Source organism: Endozoicomonas sp. ISHI1, from assembly GCF_024606225.1.
Classification (GTDB): domain Bacteria; phylum Pseudomonadota; class Gammaproteobacteria; order Pseudomonadales; family Endozoicomonadaceae; genus Endozoicomonas_A.
The window spans coordinates 441,742-467,665 of the sequence record NZ_JAGRPU010000001.1 but is presented as its reverse complement, the minus strand read 5'-3'; the positions used below and the strand labels follow the sequence as shown (position 1 = coordinate 467,665).

Sequence of the window (25,924 nt, the reverse complement as noted above, 5' to 3'; positions counted from 1 at the left end):
TAATCAAAGGGTAATATTGTGGACTCAAAAATAGGCTTGGATGGAAATCACTCGTTTGCTTATATAGTTAATGATTTAAGTGGTCAGAGAAAAGAGAAATTAACCATTCGGGGGCATACTGATGCGAGTGTGATGCCACTAGTCTCGTCTGATACGCAGGTGGCTGGTAGTTGTCAGCAAACATCAATAAGGCTAAGAAGGTATTCCAATCTTGATCATTGTAGGGCTGATTTATTTAAACATATCGAAGAGACTTTTTTAGGAAGTGTCGGAATTAACGTCAATATCAATAAAAACAAGCTTGTTTTTGATTTAACTGAAAATGTTTGTGAAGATCAGGATTGCTGTTTTGAAGCTAGTGAATATCACTATTTGATTGGAGAGGTTTTTAGTAATACTGATATTCCCGATTTGCTGAGAGCTGAAAGGCTTATTCCCATTGTTCAGAAAAGTGATGGTAAAAATCAATTGATTGTCGAGTTTAAGGATGCACCTCAGGCATACATTCATACACTGGGTGGAGAGGAGATGCCCCTTAAAACAATACCTATTACTCCATTTTACAATCCAAAAGCATTAAACGATGTCGATACTTCTATGTTATGGATAGATATGTATGAAGTGGGATTCACAGATGGTTCGCCACGATACATTTTTACTACAGGACTTTCCCCCTGTATTTGTGTCGCTCTTTTTGATAAATCTCAAAATAAAGTGCTACTTTGTCACTTGTGTGCTTCCGACTTTTCACCTGAAAACCTGTCAGAAATATTTCAGTTTTGTGGTGAACAAAAAATGCAAAATCTTGAATGTCATATTGTAGGTGGATACTATAACTATCTAGGTACGCAAAACGGTTTTTTAAGTTTAATTGATTTTATATCTTCAAAAGGCGTTCCCATAAATCAGATGTTTGTCGGTGATACCAAAGATCGCCCAAAATCGGTAGTTATAGATACCAGAGACATGCGTCTGTATGGACTTCCTTTTTGTCAAATTGATCATCCGGCAGGCAAGGCCGAAAGATTTGTATCAAAGAAAAAAGTTGCCAAAATAGCTAACATTCCTCTCTTGACAAAGATCCATAGCCTTTCATTATTTACATTAGGTTCGGATTCCTGATGTGAATTGAAAGTGGTGCGAGTCAAAAGGACAGCGATCGTGAGATAATAAGTGTGGAAGGCTCGTGGTATTTGTAAAGCAATCGTAGCAGTCTTGTTGATACCAGGGACATGACTTCGACTCTATATGGGCTTCCTTTTAAAATACTTGATTATCCTATGCATTTGGCAAAAATAAATAGATCAAAGAAAAATCTTAGCCGAATAGCCAAGATGCCACTCATAACAAAGGAATATAGCCTTTCATTATTGACATCTGGTGAGGACGCCCGAAGTAAAGTGAATAAAATGGACATCTATTGTGACAGAGGGAGTAAAGCTCCGGTCTGTTCAACGGAGCTTTTCAACACTATAGGGATCGTTAGTCGTGAAGATATTCCGCTGCGTAGAGCGTGTTTTCCAGAAGAGTCGCTACGGTCATCGGACCCACGCCGCCTGGTACAGGGGTGATCCAGCTGGCTTTCTGCTGTGCAGTTTCGAATTCGATATCCCCTACCAGTCGACCGTCGTCCATACGATTAATGCCAATGTCTATGACTATTGCCCCCTCCCTGACCCATTCCCCTTTGACCAGTCCCGGCTTGCCCACGGCAACCACCAAAATCTCGGCTCCACCGACCACTTGTTCGAGGTCGTGGGTAAAGCGGTGAGCTGTCGTTGTTGTGCAGCCTGCTAACAGCAACTCCATAGTCATGGGGCGGCCAACGATGTTGGATGCGCCCACAATTACAGCATTCTTGCCACGAATGGCCTCACCGGTACTTTCCAGAAGGGTCATAACACCTTTTGGAGTGCAGGGGCGCAACATAGGGATGCGTTGAACCAGTCGGCCAATATTGTGTGGGTGGAAGCCATCAACATCTTTATCAGGACGAATGCGTTCTATTACAAGATCGCAATTGATGTGCTCTGGCAGTGGAAGTTGAACCAGGATGCCATCGATAGCAGGATCCTCATTCAGCTGGTCAATAAGAGCCAGCAGGTCTGCTTCTCTGGTGGACGCAGGCAAGTCATGAGAGACAGAGTGAAAGCCAACACGCTCACAGTCACTTCTCTTTTTGCCTACGTACACCTGAGAGGCCGGGTCGTCACCCAGCAGAATGACAGCAAGACCCGGTACCCTGAGTCCCTGTTCAATGCGTTGTTTAACACGTTCGGTAATGGAATCTTTCAGCTTTGCGGCAATGGCCTTGCCGTCAATGATTCTAGCGGTCATGGTTTTTGGTGGATGCCTGTTAAGCGGACGAGTTTTTCATTTTATCATGGAAGTTCTACATAGTTCATGAATTGAATAGGCTGAATTGACTAATTGGCAGCAAATAGAGCTTCCTTGAAGCACTTAGAGTTCTATGTGACTTTATTAGACAGAAACAATGGGTGCATCAAGTCTGGTCAGTCTGGTACTGCTGTGTTAGATTAGTCGCCGTTCGAGGTGAGGCGGATCCCAGCTCTGGCGTGTCATGGATGGCTCAAATGAGTGAATCAAAACGACGTTGACGGGGCACTCGGTTCTAGGTAATATTCGCCGCGCTGCAAAGAGCAGCCAAATGGATTGACGGGAAATTTGATCGTTTTCGGGGTATAGCGCAGTCTGGTAGCGCGCCTGCTTTGGGAGCAGGATGTCGGGAGTTCGAATCTCTCTACCCCGACCATTTCAACCACGGGTTAAAATGTTGTAGTGTTTAACGGTGTGGTGGTACATGATGCGCCCGTAGCTCAGCTGGATAGAGCATCCGCCTTCTAAGCGGATGGTCGCAGGTTCGAATCCTGCCGGGCGCGCCATAATTTGCTGTCTCAATGATTTGCTCATTGCTGGTGGGCGTAGCTCAGTTGGTAGAGCCCCGGATTGTGATTCCGGTGGTCGTGGGTTCGAACCCCATCGTCCACCCCAGTTTAAAAAAAAGGCTTCGGCCTGATAGTTGGTTTGTTAAGAGTTAAGCAGCATCGGTAGAGTGCTGTGAGCGGATGTGGTGGAATTGGTAGACACGCTGGACTTAGGTTCCAGTGCCGCAAGGCGTGAGAGTTCGAGTCTCTCCATCCGCACCAGTGAACGATACGGGGATAAGCTTGCTTATCCCCTTTTTTGTATTGGAAAAGTAGCCTGGTTGAGTCGAACATTTCATCTGCCACTAGTCCGCAGTCCTGGCTTACTAGTGAGGCGTGAGAGGGGTAGATGGCCTGTTTATGTGTTCCGGGGTGCAACCTATAAGTACTTTTGCTAGTCTATGCGCCTTTGTTTCATACGTACTGCAACTCAGGTTTTATTGAGGAACGCAAATGCAAGTCTCCGTAGAAACGACTTCCGGTCTGGAGCGTCGCCTGACAATTACAATCCCTGCTGACAAGATCGACGGGGAAATCAACAAGCGACTGCAAGATCTGTCCCGTCGTGTTCGCCTGGATGGTTTCCGTCCTGGCAAGGTGCCTATTAAGGTCGTTAAGCGTCGCTATGGTCTGGGTGCTCGTCAGGAAGTGCTCGGTGAGCAGATGCAAGAGGCGTTTATAGAGGCGGTCACCCAGGAAAATCTGAATCCTGCCGGTGCGCCCCGTGTTGAGCCAAAGAGTGACGAAGAAGGTAAGGATTTCGAGTTTGTCGCGATCTTTGAAGTTTACCCGGAGATCGTAGTGGGTGACTTCGCGGGTGTTGAAGTTGAGCGTCCCGTCGCTGAAGTTTCCGACACTGACATTGATGAAATGATTGAAACTTTGCGTACTCAGAGCAAAACCTTTGAAAGTGTTGAGCGTGCTGCTGAACTGGGTGATCAAATCGTATTTGATTACCGTGGAACCTATGCTTCAGGAGAGCAAGCGGGTGAAGAGTTTGAAGGCGGCAAAGCTGAGAATTCTACTCTGGAGCTGGGTTCCGGTCAGATGATTCCGGGCTTTGAAGACGGTCTGGTAGGCGTCTCAGTGAACGAAGAAAAGACGCTGGAACTGACTTTTCCGGAAGACTACCATGCTGAAGAGCTGAAGGGGCAGGCTGTTGAATTTGCCTGCAAAGTGCACCAGGTTCAGGCTGCTACTCTGCCAGAGCTAAATGACGAGTTCTTTGAGCGTTTCGGCGTGACCGAGGGCGGAGAAGAAGCTTTCCGTGCAGAAGTTCGCAAAAATATGGAGCGCGAACTGCGTCAGGCTATAAAGAGCAAGGTTAAAAACCAGGTGATGGATGGTTTGCTGACCACTCACGAGATCGAGGTTCCTTCTCCGCTGGTTGCTCAGGAAATCGATCGTATGCGTGAGCAGGCGGCTCAGCGGTTTGGTGGTGCTCAGAGCGGTTTTGATCCAAAGCAATTGCCTGCTGAACTGTTCGAAAAAGATGCCAGGAAGCGTGTTGCTCTGGGTCTGCTGATTGGCGAAATCGTTAAGCAACGCGAAATCAAGGTTGACGACGATCGTGTTCGCACCATGATCGAAGAAATGGCCTCTGCTTACCAGACGCCACAGCAGGTCATCGACTGGTACTACAGCAACGAAGAACAGCTCTCTGAAGTTAAGTATGTTGTTCTGGAAGAGCAGGTGGTGGATACTGTTCTGGAAGCAGCCAGGGTTTCTGATAGTCAATGCAGCTACCAGGATGCCATCAAGCCAGCTGCTCCTGCGGAAACTGAAGAAGCCGAAGCTTCCGAAGAAGTGCAGGCCTGATCAGGGCGTCGTCTAAGGTTTTGGCGCGCGCTGCCGTATTAACGCCTTGTGCGCGTTAATAATGCTAGTCACCTCAGGGTGGTGCATTATTCAGGTTAAACCATGACACGTTTCGCGACCCGCTCTGAGCGGGTCGTTCCTCTTCGACTTGGCAAGGAGTTAAGACAGGACATGTCCAGACTGATCGAAACGCAATCCGTGGCAATCACCAATTCCGGCCTGGTGCCTATTGTCGTTGAGCAGTCCGCCAGAGGTGAGCGTTCTTACGACATATACTCAAGGCTGCTCAAGGAAAGAGTCATTTTTCTGGTGGGTCAGGTTGAGGATCACATGGCTAATCTGGTCGTGGCTCAGCTGCTGTTCCTGGAGTCAGAGAATCCCGACAAGGATATTCATCTCTATATTAATTCTCCGGGTGGCTCGGTCACTGCCGGTATGTCTATTTACGATACCATGCAGTTTATTAAGCCCGATGTTTCAACCATGTGTATTGGTCAGGCCTGCAGTATGGGCTCACTGCTTCTGGCTGCAGGTGCTAACGGCAAGCGATTCGCGCTGCCTCACTCCAGAGTGATGATTCATCAGCCGTTGGGTGGTTTTCAGGGGCAGGCGTCTGATATCGCCATCCACGCTCAGGAAATTATGACCATCAAGGAGCGTCTGAATCATGTGCTGGCGAAACATACCGGGCAGCCCATGGAAGTGGTTGAAAAAGACACTGATCGTGACAACTTTATGAGTGCTGAGCAGGCGATGGAATACGGCCTGATTGACAAGGTTCTGAGTAGTCGCATTCCGACAGAAAAGTAAAAATGCGTGGAGTTTGAACGAAATAGCGCTCGTGTTGTCTAATCTCGCTCAGGCTCCCCGATACCAGCTGGCTAAAATCTATCAAGATAGTCGAACGTGGTCGGTTGGTACTTTGGAGACAGTCAAAATATCGGTATCAGACTGCCAGTATGTGACGGATTGTACTGAATTCACTGCAGTTCCTGCTTGATAGACGAAAAATGGGTCTGACTGGCATTTGTTGACCGTTTTTCTGTAATTTCTCCTGTTTGACACTTGAAAATACGTCCCAATGCCTGCATCTTGTTTTTAAGACAGGTGTTGTTCCTCCAACAGGTAATCGAATGACCGACGAAACTAGCGGCAAGGGTGAAGATAACGGCAAGTTGCTGTACTGCTCTTTCTGCGGAAAAAGTCAGCATGAGGTGCGCAAGCTCATTGCTGGCCCTTCCGTATTTATTTGCGATGAATGCGTTGATCTGTGCAACGACATCATCCGTGAAGAAATTCAGGACAGTGAAACTGAGACTTCCTCCGACAAGTTGCCGACACCCCGGGAAATCAAGGATATTCTCGATGAATACGTGATCGGTCAACCGCGCGCAAAGAAAGTGTTGTCGGTTGCTGTATACAATCACTACAAGCGTCTGCGTTACGGTGACAAGCAAAAAGATGACGTAGAACTGGGTAAGAGCAATATCATGCTGCTCGGACCTACCGGTAGTGGTAAAACACTGCTGGCTGAAACCCTGGCAAGACTGTTGAATGTGCCCTTTACTATTGCCGATGCTACTACCCTCACCGAGGCAGGCTATGTGGGTGAAGATGTTGAAAATATCATCCAGAAACTGTTGCAAAAGTGTGACTACGACGTAGAGAAAGCTCAGGTGGGTATTGTTTACATTGACGAGATCGACAAAATCTCCAGAAAGTCTGACAACCCGTCTATTACCCGTGATGTATCCGGTGAAGGTGTTCAGCAGGCGCTGCTCAAACTGATTGAAGGTACCGTTGCTTCTGTTCCGCCACAGGGTGGTCGCAAGCATCCCCAGCAGGAGTTCCTGCAGGTCGATACCTCTAATATCCTGTTTATCTGTGGCGGCGCTTTTGCCGGTCTGGACAAGGTGATTCGTGATCGTACAGACAAAGGTGGAATTGGCTTCTCGGCAGAAGTCAAGAGCAAAGATAACAAGAAGGATCTGAGCGAAACCTTCAAAGAGGTCGAGCCGGAAGATCTGGTCAAGTTTGGTCTGATACCGGAATTTATTGGTCGTCTGCCGGTGGTTGCAACACTCGAAGAGTTGGATGAAGAAGCTCTTGTTCAGATTTTGACCGAGCCCAAGAATGCCTTGACCAAGCAGTATGCAAAACTGTTTGAAATGGAAGATGTCGATGTCGACTTCCGTGAAGATGCTCTGCGAGCGGTGGCCAAGAAAGCCATGGAGCGCAGGACTGGTGCTCGTGGTCTTCGATCCATTCTTGAAGGTGTTCTGCTGGATTCCATGTACGACATTCCTTCAGAGAAGAGAGTCTCCAAAGTAGTTATTGATGCTTCTGTGATAGAAGGCAAGTCCGACCCACTGCTGATTTATGAAAATACAGAAACACAAAAGGCTGCTTCTGACGACAGCTGACTTTCAGTACAGGTTTTTATAGATCTGGAAACCCTGCTTTTAGGCAGGGTTTTTTGTCTGGGTATAAATCGACAACCGCTCAAAGCTGTTGGATGCTGTCAAAAATAAAGACAGGCTTGTTTTTTTGGAGTTGGAGTTTATGTGTTCTTTTTCTAGTAACATCGTGTGAGGCAGATAGAAAAGTGTCAGTCGTGCCCGGTTGAATAAATCGTTTCAGCAATGTTTTCAGTCGGTATTAATGTGGCACCAAAGTCTTTAAATATTCCTGGCCGGACGGGTGTTGAGGCGTGTCGTTGGAAATCAGGGCATTGCCTGTTTGGGTATTAGTTCAAAGACAGTGTAGTGAAGGATATCTGACTAGTATGAATCTACCATAGTTGGAAGCAATAAACACTATTGTAATTTCCGCAAAAAAGAAGCATCTTAAAGCTTAAGCGAGCGCTGCTGCACGCAAGTAGAATGTAGCCCGTTTTAAGCTGTTCCGGAGCATTATAATACCGGAGTCATGTAAGTCGAAATGCCGTTAGGGGACTGAGTCATGGATAAAAACGATACTTTGCATCTGTCAGAGCCCTTTGATCTGCCATTGTTACCTCTCAGGGACGTAGTTGTGTATCCGCACATGGTGATCCCGCTGTTTGTGGGGCGTGACAAGTCCATTCAGGCTCTGGATCTTGCCATGGGGCAGGATAAGAAAATTCTTTTGGTGGCTCAGAAAAACGCTCAGGTGGACGATCCGACCGCGGATGATATTTTCCACGTAGGTACGCTCGCCAGCATTCTACAGCTGCTAAAGCTGCCTGATGGTACCGTGAAGGTTCTGGTTGAGGGTGAGGGCCGTGTTGCTATAAACCGTCTGGACGAGAGCAACGACTATGTTGTGGCGGAAGTCCGGGAGTTCATTGAGCCGGAAGTCAGTGAACGCGAGTCAGAAATTCTGACCCGGTCATTGATGTCCCAGTTCGAACAATACGTCCAGCTGAGCAAGAAAGTGCCTTCTGATGTACTGACATCCCTGACAGGCATCAACATTCCATCCAAGCTGGTTGACACTGTTGCTGCCCATATGCCCATGAAGATCGAGGACAAGCAGAAGGTGCTTGAGGTTGAAGATCTGGGTGAAAGGCTTGAATACCTGATCGGTATTATGCAGGGCGAGCTGGATTTTCTGCAGGTTGAAAAGAAAATTCGTGGCCGTGTCAAGAAGCAGATGGAGCGCAGCCAGCGTGAATACTATCTGAATGAGCAGATGAAGGCTATCCAGAAAGAACTGGGTGATATGGATGAAGCCCCCAATGAGCTGGACGAGCTGAAGCAGAAGATTGACGATGCCGGTATGCCTGCCGAAGCGAAAGAAAAGGCCATGGCAGAACTGGGCAAGCTCAAGATGATGTCACCCATGTCTGCTGAAGCGACTGTAGTTCGGGGTTATATCGACTGGATGATTGGCGTGCCCTGGAAAAAACGCAGTAAAGTTCGTCATGACATGAAGCGGGCGCAGGATATTCTTGAAGCAGAGCACTATGGTTTGGAAGAGGTGAAGGAGCGTATTCTGGAATACCTCGCAGTTCAGAAACGTGTTCGCAAAATAAAAGGGCCTGTTCTCTGTCTGGTCGGACCTCCCGGTGTTGGTAAAACTTCCCTGGGTGAGTCCATTGCCAGAGCGACCAACCGCAAGTTTGTCCGAATGGCTCTCGGCGGGGTTCGTGATGAGGCAGAAATTCGTGGGCACAGAAGAACCTACATAGGCTCCATGCCTGGCAAGCTCATCCAGAAAATGGCCAAGTCCGAAGTGCGTAACCCGCTCTTCCTGTTGGACGAGATTGACAAGATGGGTTCTGACATGAGGGGCGATCCTTCTTCGGCCTTGTTGGAAGTTTTGGACCCCGAGCAGAACAACTCATTCAACGATCACTATCTGGAAGTAGACTATGACCTTTCAGATGTCATGTTTGTCTGTACTTCCAACTCCATGGATATCCCGGCGCCACTGTTGGATCGTATGGAAGTGATTCGTATTCCGGGCTACACCGAAGACGAGAAAGTGAATATTGCTCAGCGTTATCTGGTGACCAAGCAGGTCAAGAGCAGTGGACTGAAGGCCGGAGAGCTGAAGTTTGAAGAAGACGCTATTCGTGATGTTATCCGTTATTACACTCGTGAGGCGGGAGTCCGGGGGCTGGAAAGGGAAATTGCCAAAATCTGCCGTAAGTCGGTGAAGGATGAAGCACTTTCTGCTGAAGAGCGTCACGATAAAGTAACACCAGAATCACTGGAGTACTTCCTTGGGGTTCGCAAGTTTAACTTCGGCAAGGCAGAAGATCAGGATAAGGTAGGTCAGGTCACGGGCCTGGCCTGGACCCAGGTTGGAGGTGAGCTGCTGACTATTGAGTCAATGGCGGTACCCGGCAAAGGCCAGATTACCAAGACGGGTTCTCTTGGGGATGTGATGCAGGAGTCTATCCAGGCGGCCCTGACTGTTGTTCGCAGCAGAGCACAGACTCTGGGTATCCCTCAGGATTTCCATCAGAAGAACGACTTGCACATTCACGTCCCTGAGGGTGCTACGCCCAAGGACGGTCCAAGTGCCGGTATCGGTATGTGTACAGCGCTGGTTTCTGTACTGACTGATATTCCGGTTAAGGCTGATGTTGCCATGACCGGTGAAATCACTTTGAGGGGGCAGGTGCTGGCCATTGGCGGTCTCAAAGAGAAGCTTCTTGCGGCGCATCGGGGTGGTATCAAGACAGTCGTGATTCCGGAAGAGAATCGCCGTGATCTCAAAGAGATTCCCGAGAATATCAAGGAAGACCTTACGATCGTACCTGTGAAGTGGATTGATGAAGTGCTGGAGGTTGCTCTGCAATATACTCCAACCGCCAGCGATGAAGAGCAGGTTAAGGGGCTTAAAACAAAGACTGCTTCTAACCGGGACCGATCAATCAAGACCCACTGATCATAATGATCTGATTGAAACAATAGGCTGGTACATTGGTACTGGCCTTTTTTTAGAAAATAATGAGGAGAGGCAGTATTGATGGGTGCTTACGCTGTTGACAGTTACCATAGGGCATTGGTATAAAAAGCGTCTGCTGCCTCTATGTGGGCTCTGGTGTGATCCGGGAGCCCAGTGCTTATACGTTTCGGATATTATCGCACAACTCGTTCGATACAGTTTTTCTTCCTGATCCTGTTCAATTATTTCAGGTGGAATAATGGCGCTATTTCGAAGTGGTTTTGGCCGTTATGTAATAAGTGGGGAACTGTTGTTAACTGTTTGATTGGTACATACGATCAGATTAAACAGAAAACTGCAGAAATTACCGGGTAGCCTGCGCTATTGCTTGAGTTTTCAGCTAAAATCACGCAGCATAGCAAAGCGCCCGTCAGGCAAGGTATCTGGGGCACTTAAACTGTCTTCAGTACCAACTAGCTAGTATTTGGCTATAGCTATTTTTGGCTATTAAAGCATCGTAGAAAGAAGGGGAATAGAGTGAACAAGTCCGAGCTGATTGAAGCAATTGCGGCATCTGCTGACCTTCCCAAGGCTGCCGCTGGTCGTGCCCTGGACGCCATTATTAACTCTGTCACCAATGCACTGAAAGATGGTGAACAGGTTGTACTGGTTGGCTTTGGTACATTCGCTGTTAAAGAGCGTGCGGCTCGAACTGGCCGTAACCCTCAAACCGGTGAGCCTATTGAGATTGCTGCTTCCAAAATTCCTAGCTTCAAGGCTGGTAAAGCTCTCAAGGACGCGGTTAACAGCTGATCACGCGCCCGGGATGAAGTCCTGAGACTTCAGTAAACCACAAAGGAACTGTGGCAAGAATCTGCAGTTGTTTTCATTAAAGGCTGTCCAGTTTTTGCTGCTTTCCGAAAAGGCGCATCTTGAGATGCGCTTTTTTTGTTGGTGATGCCTGAGATTCTGGACCGCTATTATGCGGGTCAGAAATGCCGGTCATGCCAGCAGCATCTGATGATGCTTCTCAAGCGTTTGCAGAGAGGTATGCGATGTCATCGTCACAAGGCTCGAACATCAGGTTCGTGTCCCTATGTATATAAAGCTAAAGCGAGCCCGGAACCTGAGGTAAGTATGCTCCAATCAATGAGGGATAAGGCAAAGAGCTGGGTAACATTTGTTGTTGTCGGCATCATTGCCTTTATGATGGCGATTACTGGTCTGGAAACACTGGCGCCGAATCCGAATAATCCTAACGTTGCTAGCGTTAACGGCGAAGATATTACCCGTGCCCAGTTGGTACAGTCACTGGAGCAGCAGAGAAGAATGCTGATTCAACAGATGGGTGATCAGTTTGACCCATCCCTGATTGATGAAAAACAGCTCAGAGAGTCGGTTCTCCAGTCTCTTATTGATCGTACCCTGCTATTACAGGAAGCCAAAAATGGCGACATGGGCCTGGGCCAGAAAGAACTGGATGCAATGATCGTCAGAATGCCCGAATTCCAGCAGGACGGTCAATTCAATCAGGATCGCTTCCTGATGATGGTTCGCAGCCTGGGAATGTCTCCAGCCCAGTTCCGTTCGTTGTTGAGCGATGAAACGGTTTTGCAGCAAATTCAGGCCGGTGTTGCAGGTTCCGAGTTTGTGACCCCGTCAGAGATCAGTAGGTTGACTGCGCTGGAAAACCAGAAGCGTGAAATGGCCTGGCTGACCCTTGATGTTGCAAAAGTTCGAGACAGCATCGAACCGACTGAAGATCAGGTCAAATCCTATTACGAAGCTCATCGTGAGCAGTATATGACACCAGAGCAAGTTGAGATCAGTTTCGTGGAAATGGATAAGGCTTCTATGGTGCACGATCTTGAGGCCGATCAGCAGGCAATTAAAGATGAGTATCAGCGTCGTCTTCAGGACATTGAAGAGAATGCTGCCGATACTCAGACAGTGTCCACTATTCTGATACAGACCGGTGAAAAGCGGTCGCTGGAAGCAGCTCATAAAATAGCTGCAGAAGTAGAATCCAAACTGAAAGCGGGTGAAGCTTTTGCCAAGCTGGCGGAAGCGTACTCTGATGACCCCGTAACCTCTGCTAAAGGCGGTGATATGGGGCAGGTCCAATCCGGCATCTTTGGTGATACTTTTGATGAAACTGTCGCCTCTCTTGAACCAGGTCAGGTTTCCAAGCCAGTTGAAACTGAATTTGGTGTTCAGATCATCAAATTAAATTCCCGTGAGAAACCTGTCATTCCAAGCTTTGATGAGCTGAAAGACGAAATTGCTACTGATCTCAAGCGTCAGGAAACTGAGACAATTTATCTGGACAAAACCCGACAGCTGGCGGATATCAGCTTTGAAGCATCTGATCTGGCGCAACCGGCGGAGCAACTGGGTTTGACCATTCAGTCTGCAGGGCCTTTCACCCGTCAGGGTGGTAGCACTGATGTAACTTCAAATGCTAAAGTGATCGCTGCAGCCTTCAGTGACGATGTGCTTGAGCTGGGAGCCAACAGTGAACTGATTGAGTTGTCCTCAGAAAAGGCCATGGTACTGAGAGTTAAAAAGCATCTTAAATCAGAGCTGCGCCCACTGGTTGAGGTGCAGGACAGCATTATTAAGGCTCTCAAAATTGAAAAAGCCCGTGAGCAGTTGGTCAACAGGGCTGAAGCTCTGCAGGCAAAACTGGTAGCTGGTGAAACGGCTCAGCAGGTAACTGAGTCTGATGGTCTGGAGTGGACCGAGGTCAAGACAATTGCCAGAAGGGAGCAGGGCATTCCTCGGCAGCTACTGACTGAATCGTTCAAAATGCCTCATCCTGAGGATGGGAAGTCAACTTATTCTTCTGTTGAGCTGGCCAATGGTGATATTGCCCTTGTTGCCTTGAGCAAGGTGGTTGAAGGCAAGCCAAGCGAGGCAGATGCTGCCCGTGATCGATTGATGGCGAGTTACATTGCTAATGGTAATGGGCGTAACCTCTTTAACGAATATCTGAAGAGTCTCAGAGAAAGCGCAAAGGTTAAGATCACTAAAGAAGAAGAGTGATTTCAGGTTAACCTGGTTCATAAACCCCGGTCTTTATCCGGGGTTTATTGTTTCCTAAAGAAAGACTCTGAGAGAACATAAATGGAGAAAGGAAGCTGTGCCAGCGTCATTGACATTCAACAAACACTGGGGGGTTGTTGCCGAGTTTACAAGCGGATAACACCTTCTGGCTTAAACTTTGATGCTTTCAGAGGTGAGTTGTTTTTAATGTATTCCCGCAGGACGTCTGCATCCACGAAGCCAGTATCAATATAGCCTGGCTTGTCAGTCAGTTTGGGATATTTGTCTCCGCCTTCAGCGGAAAAGCTCAGCAAGGCCATTTTGTAGATTTTTCCGGTGTCGATCTTGTCACCTGCTACTTTGACATCGCCAACGTTGCCGCCATTAATTGTCATTTCAATACCTGAGAAGTGAGCAAAGGCACCACTGTTGGCGGGCTTGATAGCAACGACAGCGAGGTAGTCCAGAACCTCCTGACCGGTCATTTCAACCGTCGACAGAGTGTTACCGAATGGCAGGACGGTCAGAACGTCTTTGTAAGTGATTTCACCTTCTTCAATGCTGGCGCGGATACCACCACCGTTCATGACCGCAAAGTCTGCTTCGGTTTTGACCATGAAGGCTTCTGTCAGCAATGTACCCAGATTGGTAGGCTCAAAACGAACTTCTTTGCGTTCCCCCAGAAGGCGCTGGTCGACAGAGCCTACTTTTTCCTGAACCATTTTGGCACCTTTTTTCTGGTAAGGTGTCAGCAGTTCCAGCATGGCTGGATCCTGGGCAAGCAAGACTTCAGTATTACCCGTATTCACAGCAATCAGTCGGTAGTCAACCAGTTTCAGGTCGCCGTTTTTAAATTCAAAATCAGCACGACCAACGAATTTGCCCCATTCCCAGGCCTGAACAATGTAAGTCCCGTTCTGATGGTCTGGCTTGAACAGCGGGTCTTGAGAGTGACCGCCGACAATCAGGTCAATGCCGTCAACACTTCTTGCCAGAGTCACGTCTCCCGGTGCATTGGCACCGTAATTGGCGTCGGCATAGTGCCCCATGTGAGTAGTGGCGATGATGATATCTGCTTTTTTTTTCAGTTCAGGAACAAGCTTGGAGGCGACTACCATAGGTTCTTTAAATGTCAGGCCGACAAGATTACCCGGGCTGGTCTGTTTCGGTGTGTCTTTGGTCGTCAGGCCCATGACGGCAACCTGAAGTCCATCCACGTCGAAGATGGTATAAGGTTCGAACAGGGTTTTTCCGGTTTTGTCGTCAATGATATTAGCTGACAGGAAGGGGAAGTTAGCCAGCTCCGCCTGCATTTCGAGGATGGAGCGAGGATTGTCGAATTCGTGATTGCCAACGGCCATTGCGTCGTAACCGAGCAGGTTCATACCCATGAAGTCAGGAACGGCGTCCTGCAAGTCGGATTCAGGTACACCCGTGTTGATATCGCCACCGGATAATAATAGAACATTGCCGTCTTTAGCCTGAACTTCTTCACGAATCTGGTTAACCAGGGTCATGCGGGCAGCCATACCATAACGCCCCTTAGTGTCCTGCCAGAAGCGACCGTGGTGGTCATTGGTATGGAGAATGGTCAGTTTATAGGTTTTGTCTTGCTGATAGCTGGTTTTGGGTTGAATCTGAAGGAGAGAGCAGCCGCTAATAGAAATGGTCAGAGCTGTTGCAGTAAAGAGCTTCATACCGTGTCGCAGCATTTGCATAGAAGGCATCCTTGGTTGACAGAATTTGATGTTATTGATGGCTTATTGTTCTGACGGTAAATAAGGGCAGGGGATCTGAAGCAGTTGCCCATTTTCATCAACATACCAGTCTATTTGTCCTTGTCTGGTGGCTAACTTTACCATGACTTGTGGTTCTGTTGCTTCAACTTTACCTCGCTTCAGAGGTCCCATGGAAACAATGGATCTGCCGGAAATTTGATAAGTTTCCAGTCCCATAATCCCGGCTTCTCTTGCTCCCAATGAATAGGAGGGTTTACCGGCTATCATTGTGTAATCAACGGCAAGGTTTCCGTCTGGCAATTGTGTGACTGTAATACGGATGGTATCACGGGCATCCTTGCCCATAGGGGTCAGCAGAAAGGGGGTCACCTTATGTAGGCGATAATTCTCAAGCTTGGTCTGGTAGGCAGCAAAAGCCTGAGTCAAAAGTTTTGATAAAGCGCTGGCAGCGCGCCGGTCGCGAAGAAAGCGCATTAGTTGAGTGACTTCCAGCGGTTTTCCGACATGAGAGTAACTTTGATCCTTTCTTTTACTGCTGCCATTGGCTACTTTGAATTCAAAGTCTGTTCTCGGGCGATCCATCTCAAATTGAGTGAGCATTTTGTCGGAATCGTTGATGCTGGTCAGAATTAATTGCCACTCTTTATGCATGCTTTGTCTCATGCCCAGAAATTCCGGAGAAACGAATCCTTTATCATTAAGACCGTACTTCAGGGCTTCTGGCAATCTTTTAGTCATTTCTCCTGTGATGTGGCTCAACCATTTTTCAGATGGGTCTCTGAGCATTTGACGGGTTTCAGATGAAACACTGGGCACTAAACAGGCATCGTGTAATTCGTCAACGAGAGCAAACAGACGTGATAGCCCTTTGTCGTAGGAAAAGCTATCGGTTACTGAGGTCGCATCCCCCGAAGTCACACCTCCTGAAGCCACATCGGCCAACAATGAAGGAATGTCCGCAATATGGAGCTTTCTTAACGGCACATTAGAATCGTTGAATCGTTCAACCCTTTGCACAATAAAAGCCATGTCCTGATGAAATGTTTGTTGCCACGGCGTGTTCTGAATAGCATGGATAGGTTGAACATTAACCAGATGTTGAGCGGTGAGAGAAAAAAACTGACTCAGCATTTTCAATTCCCCGGGCGCCTGAATCAATAGTCCCAGGATGTAACGATTAAGTCTTTCCTGCGTTAACTGCTGTTGTTGAATGTCGGACAACATTCCTGCCAGCATCCTCTGTGTGCTTTCATCCAGAGAGGCTGAACTCAATGTGATAAGGCAATTTATCAAAACTGGCTGAATGGGATTTGCAGCTTCAGCTGTTCGCAATTGCTGTTCCAGAGTCTGCCGGGTCTGTAATGCGCTCACAAAACGTTCTATGGATTGGTCCAGTCCCTGGAAGTATTGAATTTCGGGTTGGAGGGTCAGGTCAATCAAGTCAGGCAGGTTGTTTTCATCCAGTGGTTCAAGAAGCTGACGCTTCACGGGGTCATCGACCAGTTGAGAAAGGGACTGACAGAAGTGTCCCAGCTTTTGTAATGTCATAAGGCCTTTTTGTTCAGCCACCAGTGCCTTAACTGGACGAGATCTGAGGGTTCTTTCCATCAGCTCGATATGGTCCATCTTAATATCGACTGGAACCAGCTTGTAACTTTTGTCTCCATCTCGGCGGATAAAACCCATCTGGCTGAGTTCATCGTTGGTGAAAAGAGGCGCTTCATCTGTTCTGGCAGGGTAAACACAGTTAAACACAAAACCCTGATCAAGTGTGCCCCCGTCATTCAACCAGATTCGGCCAAACTCAACAGGGTCTGGGCAGGCGAGATAGCGATCAACCAGAGACAACTTTGTATCATTCAGTTTTGAAGCGAATAAGCCCGAAGGTTTCAGTGAGTTAACGCGGCCAGAAGCCATTCCAAGCTCGGTTAATATAAAGGCTACTTTGCTCTGTAGCTGATCTTTGTCTGTATAAAAGTCTGAATAATGCTGTTCCAGAGAAGCTACAAATTGATCCAGTTCGCCCTGCCTGAGCCGCTTGTGGCGGAGCTGCAGTAGATCCTCTCCTTCGCCTTTGGCAGTCACCTGCCATTGCGTCAGGGTTTTTGCAGAAAAGGGCTGACCAGTTGGGAGCGTGTTATGTGCGGGCCGATACTTGACCTTATGACCCCGCCATAAACCGGAGATGCGGCCAAGCCCGCTTTGCAGGGAGTGATAGACTGAGCTGACAAAACTGGGTATTCGCATACCGGTTTAATCTTCCATGAAGAGGCGGATGGGAGTCTGTGTAAACCTTTACCTACTATAAAAAATTAGAGAAAAATGGCTTTGTTAGCCAGTTTTGAGTCCATCAATCCCACTAATGATTAAGGGACGCTCCCTGTCCAGTTAGCTCTCCAACTCCAGCATCCAGTCTCCTGGTATCCAAAAATCGTCCAGATCCAGTGATAACACTGGATGATCACCCTGATCAGACAGGGCTCTGGCGTCTTCAAACGCTTCAAGGCAGTCATCTTCAAGTATTGGGCCGATCAGCTCAGGCCGGTATTCATTATCTTTTCCTGCCCGGTCGAGTATTTCGTCGGCTTCGAATCCGAAAGTGCAAGCCCAGAGTGCTCTGAGACGGTTTCCTGAAGCACCGTATGCGATTCTGGCGATGTTAATATCGTGCATATTGCACCAGAGAATCGTTGACATGGCTGCGCAATCCGGCTCGGCATTGGTCAACAGAATCAGCTCCTGATTCCGTCGGACATGATAGTTTTGTGCCAGTGCATGAAGGGCGAGGCCTTCAGCGCTGAAGAGAGGGCTGATATGACGGGCATAAGCAGCAGTCACCAGAATCTGACCACAGGGGTCCAGGATGCAGCAGGAAAAGGGTGCTATGGGGTTGGCATTGATGCCAAGCTCGATCAGTTCTCCCATCATTTCTTCGTACTCTTGCATGACCGTTCTCCGGATGGGTTGAAATCATTAAGACAGACGTAGGCTATAAGCTAGTCATAAAATAACGAACTCGCTTTTTTCCCGATTTGCTGCCGCTACAGGACTGCATGGATGCAGGAGGCAGAGCAATGCAGGAGCAATTGCCGCGCAGGGCAGAGTATTCTCACTGAGGTTCCGGGGCTGACATGAACTTTTCTCAGCGAAAACAGTCAAAAGTACTCTGAGAATAACAAGGTGAAAGGAGTAAAACCCATGATAATAAACAGGATGACAGGTTTAACGTGGCGATTTAAAAAAAATGATTTCTTAGCTGTATGCGTCCTCACTTTAGTGATACTCATACTGCCTCTGGCAAGTCTCGGTTTGGAGATTTTGTTATATGAGGTGGCCGCCCCTGAAAACTGTCTCAACCAGGAGCCGGACTTTCTCAACCGACTGAAGCAAAATCAAAGGTATTACCTGCTCTGTCATGTTCCTGCATCAGACTGGAAGGTTTTTCGTGATGACATCATTGATGATGATTCTTTAAGGATGGAAGCAGAACAACTGGTTGAGAAAATCAGCAATAATGACTTTATATTGCCAGCATCTACCTTGGAAAATCCATCATTCAAGAATGATGATGCATTGGTGGACAGAATGTTGGACCTTATGGTCTACATTCATATACATCTGGCCGATCAACTCACCACTGACAACCTTTTGAATGCCTGGATAACTCAGTTGCTTCCGGCTGCACATTTTGGTTCTGCATCGATAGGCAAGCTTGATTCTGTGAGTGATGACTCTTTTCAGGGGGTCGAGGTTACCCTCGATGAGCGCTATCAGAGCGCTTTCCGTAAATCAGGAAGATCTGTAAGCCGGTGTCCGCATACGGGCTCACAAACAGCGGCAGAGGTTTTAACCTGGATTCGGATTTTGGACAGAAATTTAACCCCATTTACCTACGACCGTGAAAAAAGTCTGGTGCAAATACCCACCATGGCACAAGTCTGGTCGGATATTGCCGAGTTTAATCGAATATACTACTATCGTGACACTGTCGGACAGTCTCCGGAACAGCCGGTTCTTTTTCTTGGTGCGCCTGATATAAAAGCGCTCTATAAGCTTCGAAAAAATGGCTTGCACCCAGTGGCACTCTTCCACCCGAAACTCAGTGAGCCCTTTCTGACTCCTGACCATTGCTATGCTGGCCCGGCTATGGCTGCCTGGCATGATATAGCTCACATCCTGTTGTTATCAACGCTGCCCAATGATATCAAGCAGCTGAGCTATGAATTCTACAACTCACTGACGCTGCTGGGGAAGGAATTACAAACAGGTACTGCATCATCTCCCGAAAATGCTTTTTTCCTCGCGCACTATTCAGAAGTTATGGACCGGTTGTCCATAAAAATGGATTTAGCTGAACATTTGGCCTCATTTCTTGTGAAAGAAATGGTCAGATATAAACCATTTTTTGAGGGGCAGTCTGTTAATGTCAATGACTCTACTTATTTCGATATTCTTGATATCGGGAATACCAGGAATGCTATCGGTGATGAGCCAGATGAGGCAAAAAAGCTCTTATCGCTAATGATTGATGCCAAGACGGAGTTTGAAGAAGCCCTCTGGGGACTTGCCTATCAGTATTATGTCTTTACACACATGGAAAAGTGGGCAGCATCTGGAAAAAGCATTGAGGGTGACTGGGTTCTGGAAACTGTCGTGCAAGCCTGGAGGGAGGTGAGTCAATAAATTTAAGAAAAAACGGACGGGTTACCCTGTTTAATAGCCGGGTATAGAGCGGTACTATACCCCTCAAGGGAAACTTAACCAAGAATGACAAGCCCGCAGTATAAGGTGAACAACGCATGATACCGGTTATTCTTTCAGGGGGCAGTGGCACACGCCTGTGGCCTTTAAGCCGGACAGACCATCCAAAGCAGTTTCTGCGGTTACTTTCGGATCATTCTCTGATTCAGGAAACTCTGCTTCGTCTGAAGGGCGTGAACGAACAGAAGCCCATTGTTATCTGTCATGAATCTCATCGTTTTAAGGTGCTTGAACACAGCCGCCAGATCCATCAGCCACTGGAATCGATCTTTCTTGAGCCCGTGGCCAGAAATACCGCACCGGCGCTGGCGTTGGTCGCCTTGCAGAGAGTAGCGCTTGGCAAGAATGAGCCTCTGCTGGTGCTACCTGCGGATCATAGAATACTCGATATCAAGGCATTTCAGCAGGCACTCAAAATCGCTGAACAACATGCCCTGACCGGGGCGCTTGTCTCTCTGGGTGTTGAGGCGGAGGAGCCTCACACAGGCTACGGCTATATCAAACGGGGAGGGCGAAAAGGCAATGCCTATCGGATAGAGAGTTTTCGTGAAAAGCCTGATCTGGACACAGCCAGAAAGTATGTGGAATCGGGAGATTATTACTGGAACAGTGGTATTTTTATGTTTCAGCCAGAGGCCTATCTGGATGAATTACAACGTAATGAGCCTGGTATCGTTGTAGCCTGTCACGAAGCCCTGAGGCGTCTGCATAGTGATTTGCAATTCCTTCGAATAGATGAAAAAGCCTACACAAGAAGCCCTTCCCGTTCCATTGACTATGCCGTTATGGAACATACCCGAAAGGGGGTGGTAGTTCCTGTTGCCTGTGGGTGGTCAGATATCGGCAGTTGGACTGCTCTTCAGGCTTGCTCTGAATCGGATGAGGCCGGAAACGTCATTGAGGGCAAAGCGATCATTGAGCAGTGCAGTAATAGTTATATCCGCTCCGGTCATAGAACTGTAGCAGCAGTCGGTGTTGATAATCTGGTGATCATTGACAGCCACGATGCGGTGATGGTGGCCTCAGAAGATCATGTTCAGCTGGTGGGCAAGCTGGCAAAACAGTTCCAGAGTGACCCGGTCGATTCACTGTCGCAAGAGGAAGAAGTCTTTCGTCCCTGGGGGCATTACAAAAACCTGTCAGTGGATGAAGGCTATTGCGTCAGAAAGCTGTGCATTCACCCGGGGGCATCATTATCCGAGCACAGTCATAAGCTGAGATCTGAGAGCTGGGTTGTGCTCAAGGGAGAGGCCCGGGTTCGTTTGGATGGTCAGGTCCATGATCTTGGGCCCGGGGAGTCGATCAATATCAAAAGCCAGCTAAAGCACAGACTGGAAAATATCGGTAAGGATGCGCTGGAAGTGATCGAAACCCAGACCGGACTGACCATCTCGGAAGAGGATATTGAACGGGTTCAGCCAGAATAAGCATTTTTATAAGTACCCTGTTCCTTGGTTTTACAAAGGTAGAGCTGTAGTGGATTTAACCGAGGCCAGGGCCAGAGCTGTCTTGACATGACTGACACCGGGCAGGCTCAGAAGTTCTTTCATGATAAATTCATTCAGGGCCTGGCTGTTTGGCGCCATCACCTTTAACAGGTAGTCGCCATCGCCGGTTATCGAGTGGCACTCAAGTATCTGATCCATATGAAGAATGGACGTCTGGAAACTTTCGGCAGAATGTTTGTCATGGATTTCCAGTGTCACGGTGACGAAAGCGGAGACATCCAGACCCAAAGCTTCAGGGTTTAACTGCGCTACCTGCTTTATGATGTAGCCCAGTTTTTTCAGGCGGCTAATGCGTCTTGAACATTGGGAGCTGGACAGATTCACCCTTTGAGCCAGGTCTGCCAGAGAGACTCCATCTTCCTTCTGCAGACTATCCAGAAGGCTTACGTCGTACTTATCCAAAGATTCAGTCATCATGAACAAGGCCCTGATATGCAATCAAATTGCATGATGTTGTTTTATTGCTCTTATGTCGCAACCATTTTGCATGACCATCCTTTTATACTCTATCTATTATGAAAATGCAGCTCTACCAAGCCTTGTAGTCATTTTCATAGATCGGGGCCTGATGACCTGAGATGAACCTGATAAACCTCTTATGTGCCAAGGCTGGCCGATAGTAAGAATAGCGGACTTTAAAAGAACAGTTAGCCCGAATTCATCCAAAAAATGAGGGTAATTTATGAAAGGTATTGGCCATTCTGCAAAAGTATCTGATATCAATCCCATGGGAACAGACGGCTTTGAGTTTGTAGAGTTTGCCTCTGCAGAACCTGCTGTGCTCCATGAGTTCTTCTCCAGTTTGGGTTTTCAGGCAATGGCTCATCATAAAACAAGGGATGTGACTCTTTACAAACAAGGCGATATCCATTTTCTGGTGAATGGTGATGCCAGCAGTTTTGGTCGTGGTTTCTACGAAAAGCATGGCCCCTGTGCCTGTTCTTTTGGTATCCGTGTGGCGGATGCTGAATATGCGCTGGAACGAGCATTAGGTCTGGGTGCCGAGCAGGGCCAATCTGAATATTTTGTCGAAGGTCGTGAAGTCCCCTGCATTGTTGGTGTTGGCGGCGCACTGGTCTATCTGGTTGATCGTTATGGATCGGCGGGTACCCTGTATGACAGCGATTTTGAATTTGTTCATGATCCGACAAAAGCGCCTGAAGTCGGACTGGAAATACTGGATCATCTGACTCACAACGTGGCCCGTGGCAACATGGATAAGTGGGCTGGCTTTTATGAAACGCTTTTTAATTTCCGTGAGATTCGCTACTTTGACATTGAAGGCAAACTGACGGGGCTGAAGTCCCGGGCCATGACCAGCCCCTGTGGCAAGGTCAGAATTCCCATCAATGAATCTTCTGATGACAAAAGCCAGATTGAGGAATATCTGGAGCAATATAAGGGGGAGGGCATTCAGCATATCGCACTGACAGCCGGAAATATTTATGAAGCGGTAGACAAAATGAGAGGTTTGGGGGTTAAATTCTTAACACCTCCACCTGACACCTACTACGAAATGCTGGGTGAGCGTCTGCCTTGGCACGGGGAAGTGGTTGAAGACTTGAGAACCAGGGCCATTCTGATGGATGGCGCTCCCACTTCAGACGGAGGTTTGCTGCTGCAAATTTTTACCGAAACTGTCATCGGACCAATCTTCTTTGAGATCATCCAGCGTAAGGGCGACGAAGGCTTCGGAGAGGGTAACTTTAAAGCTTTGTTTGAAAGTATGGAGCGGGATCAGATTCGTCGAGGTGTGTTACAGGAAAAATGATTTTCCTGGTGTCTCTCCAGCCGGGCTGTCTATTTTCGGACAGCCAGGAGCTTGAAATGCAGACTACTAAAAGCTGTGAAAGTGACTAAGGAGCCAGCATCTTCACGGTAAAAGGAGTTTCATATTGAATAAGCCTAATCACTATGTGGCCCGAAAGCCTGACGAGCAAGGTTTTATTGAGTATCCGGCGGGCGAGCATGAAACCTGGCGCATACTCTATGAACGTCAGATAGGGGCGGTCGAAAACAGAGCCTGCCCTGAGTTTATCAGGGGGCTGGAAATTCTCGGCCTTTCTGCTGATGAAATCCCTCAGTTGAATGACATCACTGAAAAACTACGTGAATCCACAGGGTGGTCTGCGGCCAGAGTGCCTGCACTGATCTCTTTTGATCGTTTTTTTGAATTACTCGCCAACCGCCAGTTTCCGGTAGCCACTTTTATTCGCTCACGTGAAGAGCTGGATTATCTTGAGGAGCCGGATATCTTCCATGAAGTTTTCGGACACTGCCCTCTGTTGACGAATCCTGATTTTGCTCAATTCACTGAGACCTATGGTCAATTGGGACTGAAGGCCAGCAAAGAAGAAAGAGTTTATCTTGCGAGGCTGTATTGGATGACTGTAGAGTTTGGTCTGGTGATGACAAATAAAGGGCTGCGAATTTACGGAGGAGGTATTCTATCCAGCTTCAGGGAAACGATGTATGCCATGCAAAGCAGTGACCCAGAGCGTCTATCCTTTGATCTGATGACAGCTCTGAGAACCCCCTATCGGATTGATATTCTTCAGCCGGTTTACTTTATTATCGAGTCACTTTCAGAGTTACACAGCCTGACAGAAATAGATTTGATGGCAAAAGTACATGAAGCTATGAAACTGGGGTTATTAGAGTCAAAGTTCGCACCCAAAAGCGCCTGAACATACCCCGACTTGCACAGGGGAGCAGTTGCTTTACCATTAAGATCCTGATAATTTTTCGGCATTCCTGCGGGGCTGCTTTCAGATAGATTCTGTCATTAACCACTGGTCTGAACCGCTTGCAAGAATGAATACAACCGCTGGAAACCATTATGATGAGTCCGACAGGCTCCTTGCCATGATCTATGGCGAAAACAATAATAAACTGTCGCGCAGAAGATCGAGAGGCTAACAAGAGAGAGCTATGGAGCCTAGAGACATAGAAATCAGTATCGGGCGGATGAACTTCTCCGGTCAGGAGTGGGGCGACCCGGACGGAAAGCCTTTGATTGCTCTGCATGGCTGGCTGGATAACGCCGCCAGTTTTGCTCCTCTGGCGCCCTTTCTTAAAAATGTACGTCTGCTTGCCATTGATCAGGCCGGTCATGGACGTTCTTCTCATAGACCGGATGAAGTCGACTATTCCATCTGGCACTACGTCGAAGATCTGGTTGGAATCGTTGATAGCCTTGAATTGGACTCATTCAGTTTAATCGGGCATTCAATGGGAGCCATTGTTTCGGTGATGGCTTCAGCCATTTTGGGTGATCGGGTTAAGAAAGCGATTTTGCTCGATGGACTTTTTCCCATGCCCAGAAAACCGGAAGATACTCCCAATGCACTGGCGGCGTACATTCAGGAAAGAAAATCCTTTCGAAAAGGTAAGCCGGTGAATCGTTATCGCTCTTTGGAGCATGCTATTCGAGTACGTTGTCTGGGACAATTTCCAGTAACGCGCGATTCTTCGGCTTTGCTGGTGGAGCGAGCGTTATTTCAGGACGGTGATGCCTGGACCTGGCGAACGGATCCACGTCTGAAATTGCCTTCACCCACACGTTTTACAGAAGAACAGGCACTGGCCTTTGCAGAGCAGATGAGCTGTGATGCACACATGCTCTACGCAAAGGAAGGTTACGTTGACGCTCTGATTGAACCATACCGTGAACGTCTGAAAAATATCCAGTTTTATCCGATGTCAGGCTCCCATCACTTCCATATGGATGGGGAGACCGGTTCTGTGGCCACCTTAGTGAATACTGTGATGAGTTATTGATTGTGTTCGGCTGGTCAGGTGTTTGATCAGTTGATTTTCTCTCATGAAAAAGCTGTATTTCATTGATCGGGAGTGAAATGGAATCTATGACTATTTTTTATTCTTTGCTGTGGCAAACATCTTCTTTAATGTTGGCCGGACTCTTCATTTTACCTGTCATGGTCTCTGCTGATGAAATAGCCCCGTTTCCTAATGCCACTCTCAATCTTGAATTCAAACAACAAGTGACCAGCTACCCCGTCATCAGCAGTGCCATGAAGAAAGTGAATGGGGTCGTGACGGCTGACTCAGATCAATGGCTGGATGGCTCTCTGGATCGAAAGCTCTATCTTCTGCCCAGTGGCAGAAGCAGCGACGAAGCCTATCGATTTTTTACAGAGCAGTTTGAAAAACTGGGGGTCGCACCTGTTTTCAGCTGCGAGCGTTTCAGCTGTGGAGCCAGCAACTTCTGGGCTAATAATGTCTTCGATATAGCCCGTTTGTACGGCCTTGATAAGACTCAGGCCTATTTTCTGGGTGAAAAGAAGATCAATGGCAAGACTGTTTATTACCTGGTCTATACCGTTCGAAGAGGTGACAAAAGAGAGTATGCTCTGGTCGATATCTTCACAGCCGGTAAGACAAAAGTAGTGAGGAGTAATCAGGTTGTCTTGACCTCCTTACCCACCAGTTCATTTACTTTAGCCCGCTCAGAGGCCTACAAGTTTCTGCTAAAAGCTTTTGAAAACCAGACCAAGCCCCTATTGATCACGGTCGAGTCAGCATCAGCTGAGAGAGTCTCTGAGGTGGACAGTCTCAGCAGGCAGTTGCAACAATTCAAAAGCCTCCTCCAATCCAGACTGAGGGAAGATGCTATTGGCTCCAGTCGTTTCCGGATTCAATGGTTTGTTGGAGATCAGGAAGAAGGGCTCATGTATTGGCAGTTGCTCCAGTAGATTGATATTTCTCA

18 protein-coding genes and 4 tRNA genes are annotated in these 25,924 nt (G+C 47.8%); 17 read left to right on the top strand and 5 right to left on the bottom strand.

What is annotated here, in order from left to right; genetic code table 11:
* Nucleotides 1-18 precede the first annotated feature (18 nt).
* Nucleotides 19-1,122 (top strand): hypothetical protein, encoded by a 1,104-nt coding sequence (locus KBW69_RS01730; RefSeq protein WP_257279695.1) that lies wholly within the window; start codon nt 19-21, stop codon nt 1,120-1,122.
* A 360-nt stretch (nt 1,123-1,482) separates the two neighbouring features.
* Here KBW69_RS01730 and folD read toward each other — a convergent pair whose 3' ends face one another.
* Entirely contained in the window at nt 1,483-2,337 is an 855-nt protein-coding gene (gene folD / locus KBW69_RS01725) for a bifunctional methylenetetrahydrofolate dehydrogenase/methenyltetrahydrofolate cyclohydrolase FolD (protein ID WP_257279694.1), read from the bottom strand.
* Nucleotides 2,338-2,696: 359 nt separating this feature from the next.
* Between folD and KBW69_RS01720 the strand changes: the two genes are divergently transcribed.
* The 10 genes from KBW69_RS01720 to KBW69_RS01675 all read left to right on the top strand — a co-directional run bounded on the left by KBW69_RS01720 (nt 2,697) and on the right by KBW69_RS01675 (nt 13,187).
* Nucleotides 2,697-2,773, top strand: a tRNA-Pro gene (locus KBW69_RS01720).
* Between the two features lie 53 nt (nt 2,774-2,826).
* Nucleotides 2,827-2,903: transfer RNA gene (locus KBW69_RS01715), tRNA-Arg, on the top strand.
* A gap of 33 nt (nt 2,904-2,936) precedes the next feature.
* Nucleotides 2,937-3,012, top strand: a tRNA-His gene (locus tag KBW69_RS01710).
* 70 nt (nt 3,013-3,082) lie between these two features.
* Nucleotides 3,083-3,167, top strand: a tRNA-Leu gene (locus KBW69_RS01705).
* Nucleotides 3,168-3,398: 231 nt separating this feature from the next.
* Nucleotides 3,399-4,763 (top strand): trigger factor, encoded by a 1,365-nt coding sequence (gene tig / locus KBW69_RS01700; RefSeq protein WP_257279693.1) that lies wholly within the window; start codon nt 3,399-3,401, stop codon nt 4,761-4,763.
* 171 nt (nt 4,764-4,934) lie between these two features.
* Complete coding sequence (clpP, locus tag KBW69_RS01695) at nt 4,935-5,573, top strand: ATP-dependent Clp endopeptidase proteolytic subunit ClpP (RefSeq protein WP_257279757.1); 639 nt, start codon at nt 4,935-4,937, stop codon at nt 5,571-5,573.
* A gap of 323 nt (nt 5,574-5,896) precedes the next feature.
* Nucleotides 5,897-7,186: an ATP-dependent Clp protease ATP-binding subunit ClpX gene (clpX, locus tag KBW69_RS01690; protein ID WP_257279692.1), complete on the top strand. Its 1,290-nt coding sequence runs from the start codon at nt 5,897-5,899 to the stop codon at nt 7,184-7,186.
* A gap of 538 nt (nt 7,187-7,724) precedes the next feature.
* Nucleotides 7,725-10,142 carry an endopeptidase La gene (gene lon / locus KBW69_RS01685; RefSeq protein ID WP_257279691.1) on the top strand — a complete coding sequence of 806 codons (2,418 nt, stop codon included), beginning with the start codon at nt 7,725-7,727 and terminating at the stop codon, nt 10,140-10,142.
* 537 nt (nt 10,143-10,679) lie between these two features.
* The gene (gene hupB, locus KBW69_RS01680) at nt 10,680-10,955 is read left to right on the top strand and encodes a nucleoid-associated protein HU-beta (RefSeq protein WP_257279690.1); all 276 of its coding nucleotides are present in this window, start codon (nt 10,680-10,682) and stop codon (nt 10,953-10,955) included.
* A gap of 324 nt (nt 10,956-11,279) precedes the next feature.
* The gene (locus KBW69_RS01675) at nt 11,280-13,187 is read left to right on the top strand and encodes a SurA N-terminal domain-containing protein (RefSeq protein ID WP_257279689.1); all 1,908 of its coding nucleotides are present in this window, start codon (nt 11,280-11,282) and stop codon (nt 13,185-13,187) included.
* A gap of 146 nt (nt 13,188-13,333) precedes the next feature.
* Here KBW69_RS01675 and ushA read toward each other — a convergent pair whose 3' ends face one another.
* The 3 genes from ushA to KBW69_RS01660 all read right to left on the bottom strand — a co-directional run bounded on the left by ushA (nt 13,334) and on the right by KBW69_RS01660 (nt 17,872).
* Entirely contained in the window at nt 13,334-14,905 is a 1,572-nt protein-coding gene (gene ushA, locus KBW69_RS01670; RefSeq protein WP_257279688.1) for a bifunctional UDP-sugar hydrolase/5'-nucleotidase UshA, read from the bottom strand.
* Nucleotides 14,906-14,947: 42 nt separating this feature from the next.
* Complete coding sequence (locus KBW69_RS01665; RefSeq protein ID WP_257279686.1) at nt 14,948-17,173, bottom strand: hypothetical protein; 2,226 nt, start codon at nt 17,171-17,173, stop codon at nt 14,948-14,950.
* A gap of 141 nt (nt 17,174-17,314) precedes the next feature.
* On the bottom strand, nt 17,315-17,872 hold the full coding sequence (locus KBW69_RS01660; protein ID WP_257279685.1) for a hypothetical protein: 558 nt from the start codon (nt 17,870-17,872) through the stop codon (nt 17,315-17,317).
* A 363-nt stretch (nt 17,873-18,235) separates the two neighbouring features.
* Here KBW69_RS01660 and KBW69_RS01655 point away from each other — a divergent pair, with 363 nt between their 5' ends.
* Both KBW69_RS01655 and KBW69_RS01650 read left to right on the top strand, forming a co-directional pair.
* Nucleotides 18,236-19,609, top strand: a complete 1,374-nt coding sequence (locus KBW69_RS01655) for a hypothetical protein (protein ID WP_257279684.1) — start codon at nt 18,236-18,238, stop codon at nt 19,607-19,609.
* Between the two features lie 116 nt (nt 19,610-19,725).
* Nucleotides 19,726-21,114: a mannose-1-phosphate guanylyltransferase/mannose-6-phosphate isomerase gene (locus KBW69_RS01650; protein WP_257279683.1), complete on the top strand. Its 1,389-nt coding sequence runs from the start codon at nt 19,726-19,728 to the stop codon at nt 21,112-21,114.
* Between the two features lie 30 nt (nt 21,115-21,144).
* On the opposite strand, the gene KBW69_RS01645 is transcribed toward KBW69_RS01650, so the two are convergent.
* On the bottom strand, nt 21,145-21,612 hold the full coding sequence (locus KBW69_RS01645) for an Lrp/AsnC family transcriptional regulator (protein WP_257279682.1): 468 nt from the start codon (nt 21,610-21,612) through the stop codon (nt 21,145-21,147).
* 265 nt (nt 21,613-21,877) lie between these two features.
* Between KBW69_RS01645 and hppD the strand changes: the two genes are divergently transcribed.
* The 4 genes from hppD (at nt 21,878) to KBW69_RS01625 (ending at nt 25,910) form a co-directional block, all read left to right on the top strand.
* Nucleotides 21,878-22,966 (top strand): 4-hydroxyphenylpyruvate dioxygenase, encoded by a 1,089-nt coding sequence (hppD, locus tag KBW69_RS01640; protein ID WP_257279681.1) that lies wholly within the window; start codon nt 21,878-21,880, stop codon nt 22,964-22,966.
* Between the two features lie 124 nt (nt 22,967-23,090).
* Nucleotides 23,091-23,882 (top strand): phenylalanine 4-monooxygenase, encoded by a 792-nt coding sequence (gene phhA, locus KBW69_RS01635; protein WP_257279679.1) that lies wholly within the window; start codon nt 23,091-23,093, stop codon nt 23,880-23,882.
* A 244-nt stretch (nt 23,883-24,126) separates the two neighbouring features.
* A complete protein-coding gene (locus KBW69_RS01630; RefSeq protein ID WP_257279678.1) occupies nt 24,127-24,975 on the top strand; it encodes an alpha/beta fold hydrolase in 849 nt (282 codons plus the stop codon).
* An 86-nt stretch (nt 24,976-25,061) separates the two neighbouring features.
* Nucleotides 25,062-25,910 (top strand): DUF4892 domain-containing protein, encoded by an 849-nt coding sequence (locus KBW69_RS01625; RefSeq protein ID WP_257275504.1) that lies wholly within the window; start codon nt 25,062-25,064, stop codon nt 25,908-25,910.
* The last annotated feature ends 14 nt before the right edge of the window (nt 25,911-25,924 follow it).

Coding starts and splice junctions, on each gene's coding strand:
- folD (WP_257279694.1), bottom strand. CDS start 2,337: ATGACCGCTAGAATCATTGACGGCAAGGCCATTGCCGCAAAGCTGAAA.
- tig (WP_257279693.1), top strand. CDS start 3,399: ATGCAAGTCTCCGTAGAAACGACTTCCGGTCTGGAGCGTCGCCTGACA.
- clpP (WP_257279757.1), top strand. CDS start 4,935: ATGTCCAGACTGATCGAAACGCAATCCGTGGCAATCACCAATTCCGGC.
- clpX (WP_257279692.1), top strand. CDS start 5,897: ATGACCGACGAAACTAGCGGCAAGGGTGAAGATAACGGCAAGTTGCTG.
- lon (WP_257279691.1), top strand. CDS start 7,725: ATGGATAAAAACGATACTTTGCATCTGTCAGAGCCCTTTGATCTGCCA.
- KBW69_RS01675 (WP_257279689.1), top strand. CDS start 11,280: ATGCTCCAATCAATGAGGGATAAGGCAAAGAGCTGGGTAACATTTGTT.
- ushA (WP_257279688.1), bottom strand. CDS start 14,905: ATGCAAATGCTGCGACACGGTATGAAGCTCTTTACTGCAACAGCTCTG.
- KBW69_RS01665 (WP_257279686.1), bottom strand. CDS start 17,173: ATGCGAATACCCAGTTTTGTCAGCTCAGTCTATCACTCCCTGCAAAGC.
- KBW69_RS01660 (WP_257279685.1), bottom strand. CDS start 17,872: ATGCAAGAGTACGAAGAAATGATGGGAGAACTGATCGAGCTTGGCATC.
- KBW69_RS01650 (WP_257279683.1), top strand. CDS start 19,726: ATGATACCGGTTATTCTTTCAGGGGGCAGTGGCACACGCCTGTGGCCT.
- KBW69_RS01645 (WP_257279682.1), bottom strand. CDS start 21,612: ATGATGACTGAATCTTTGGATAAGTACGACGTAAGCCTTCTGGATAGT.
- hppD (WP_257279681.1), top strand. CDS start 21,878: ATGAAAGGTATTGGCCATTCTGCAAAAGTATCTGATATCAATCCCATG.
- KBW69_RS01630 (WP_257279678.1), top strand. CDS start 24,127: ATGGAGCCTAGAGACATAGAAATCAGTATCGGGCGGATGAACTTCTCC.
- KBW69_RS01625 (WP_257275504.1), top strand. CDS start 25,062: ATGACTATTTTTTATTCTTTGCTGTGGCAAACATCTTCTTTAATGTTG.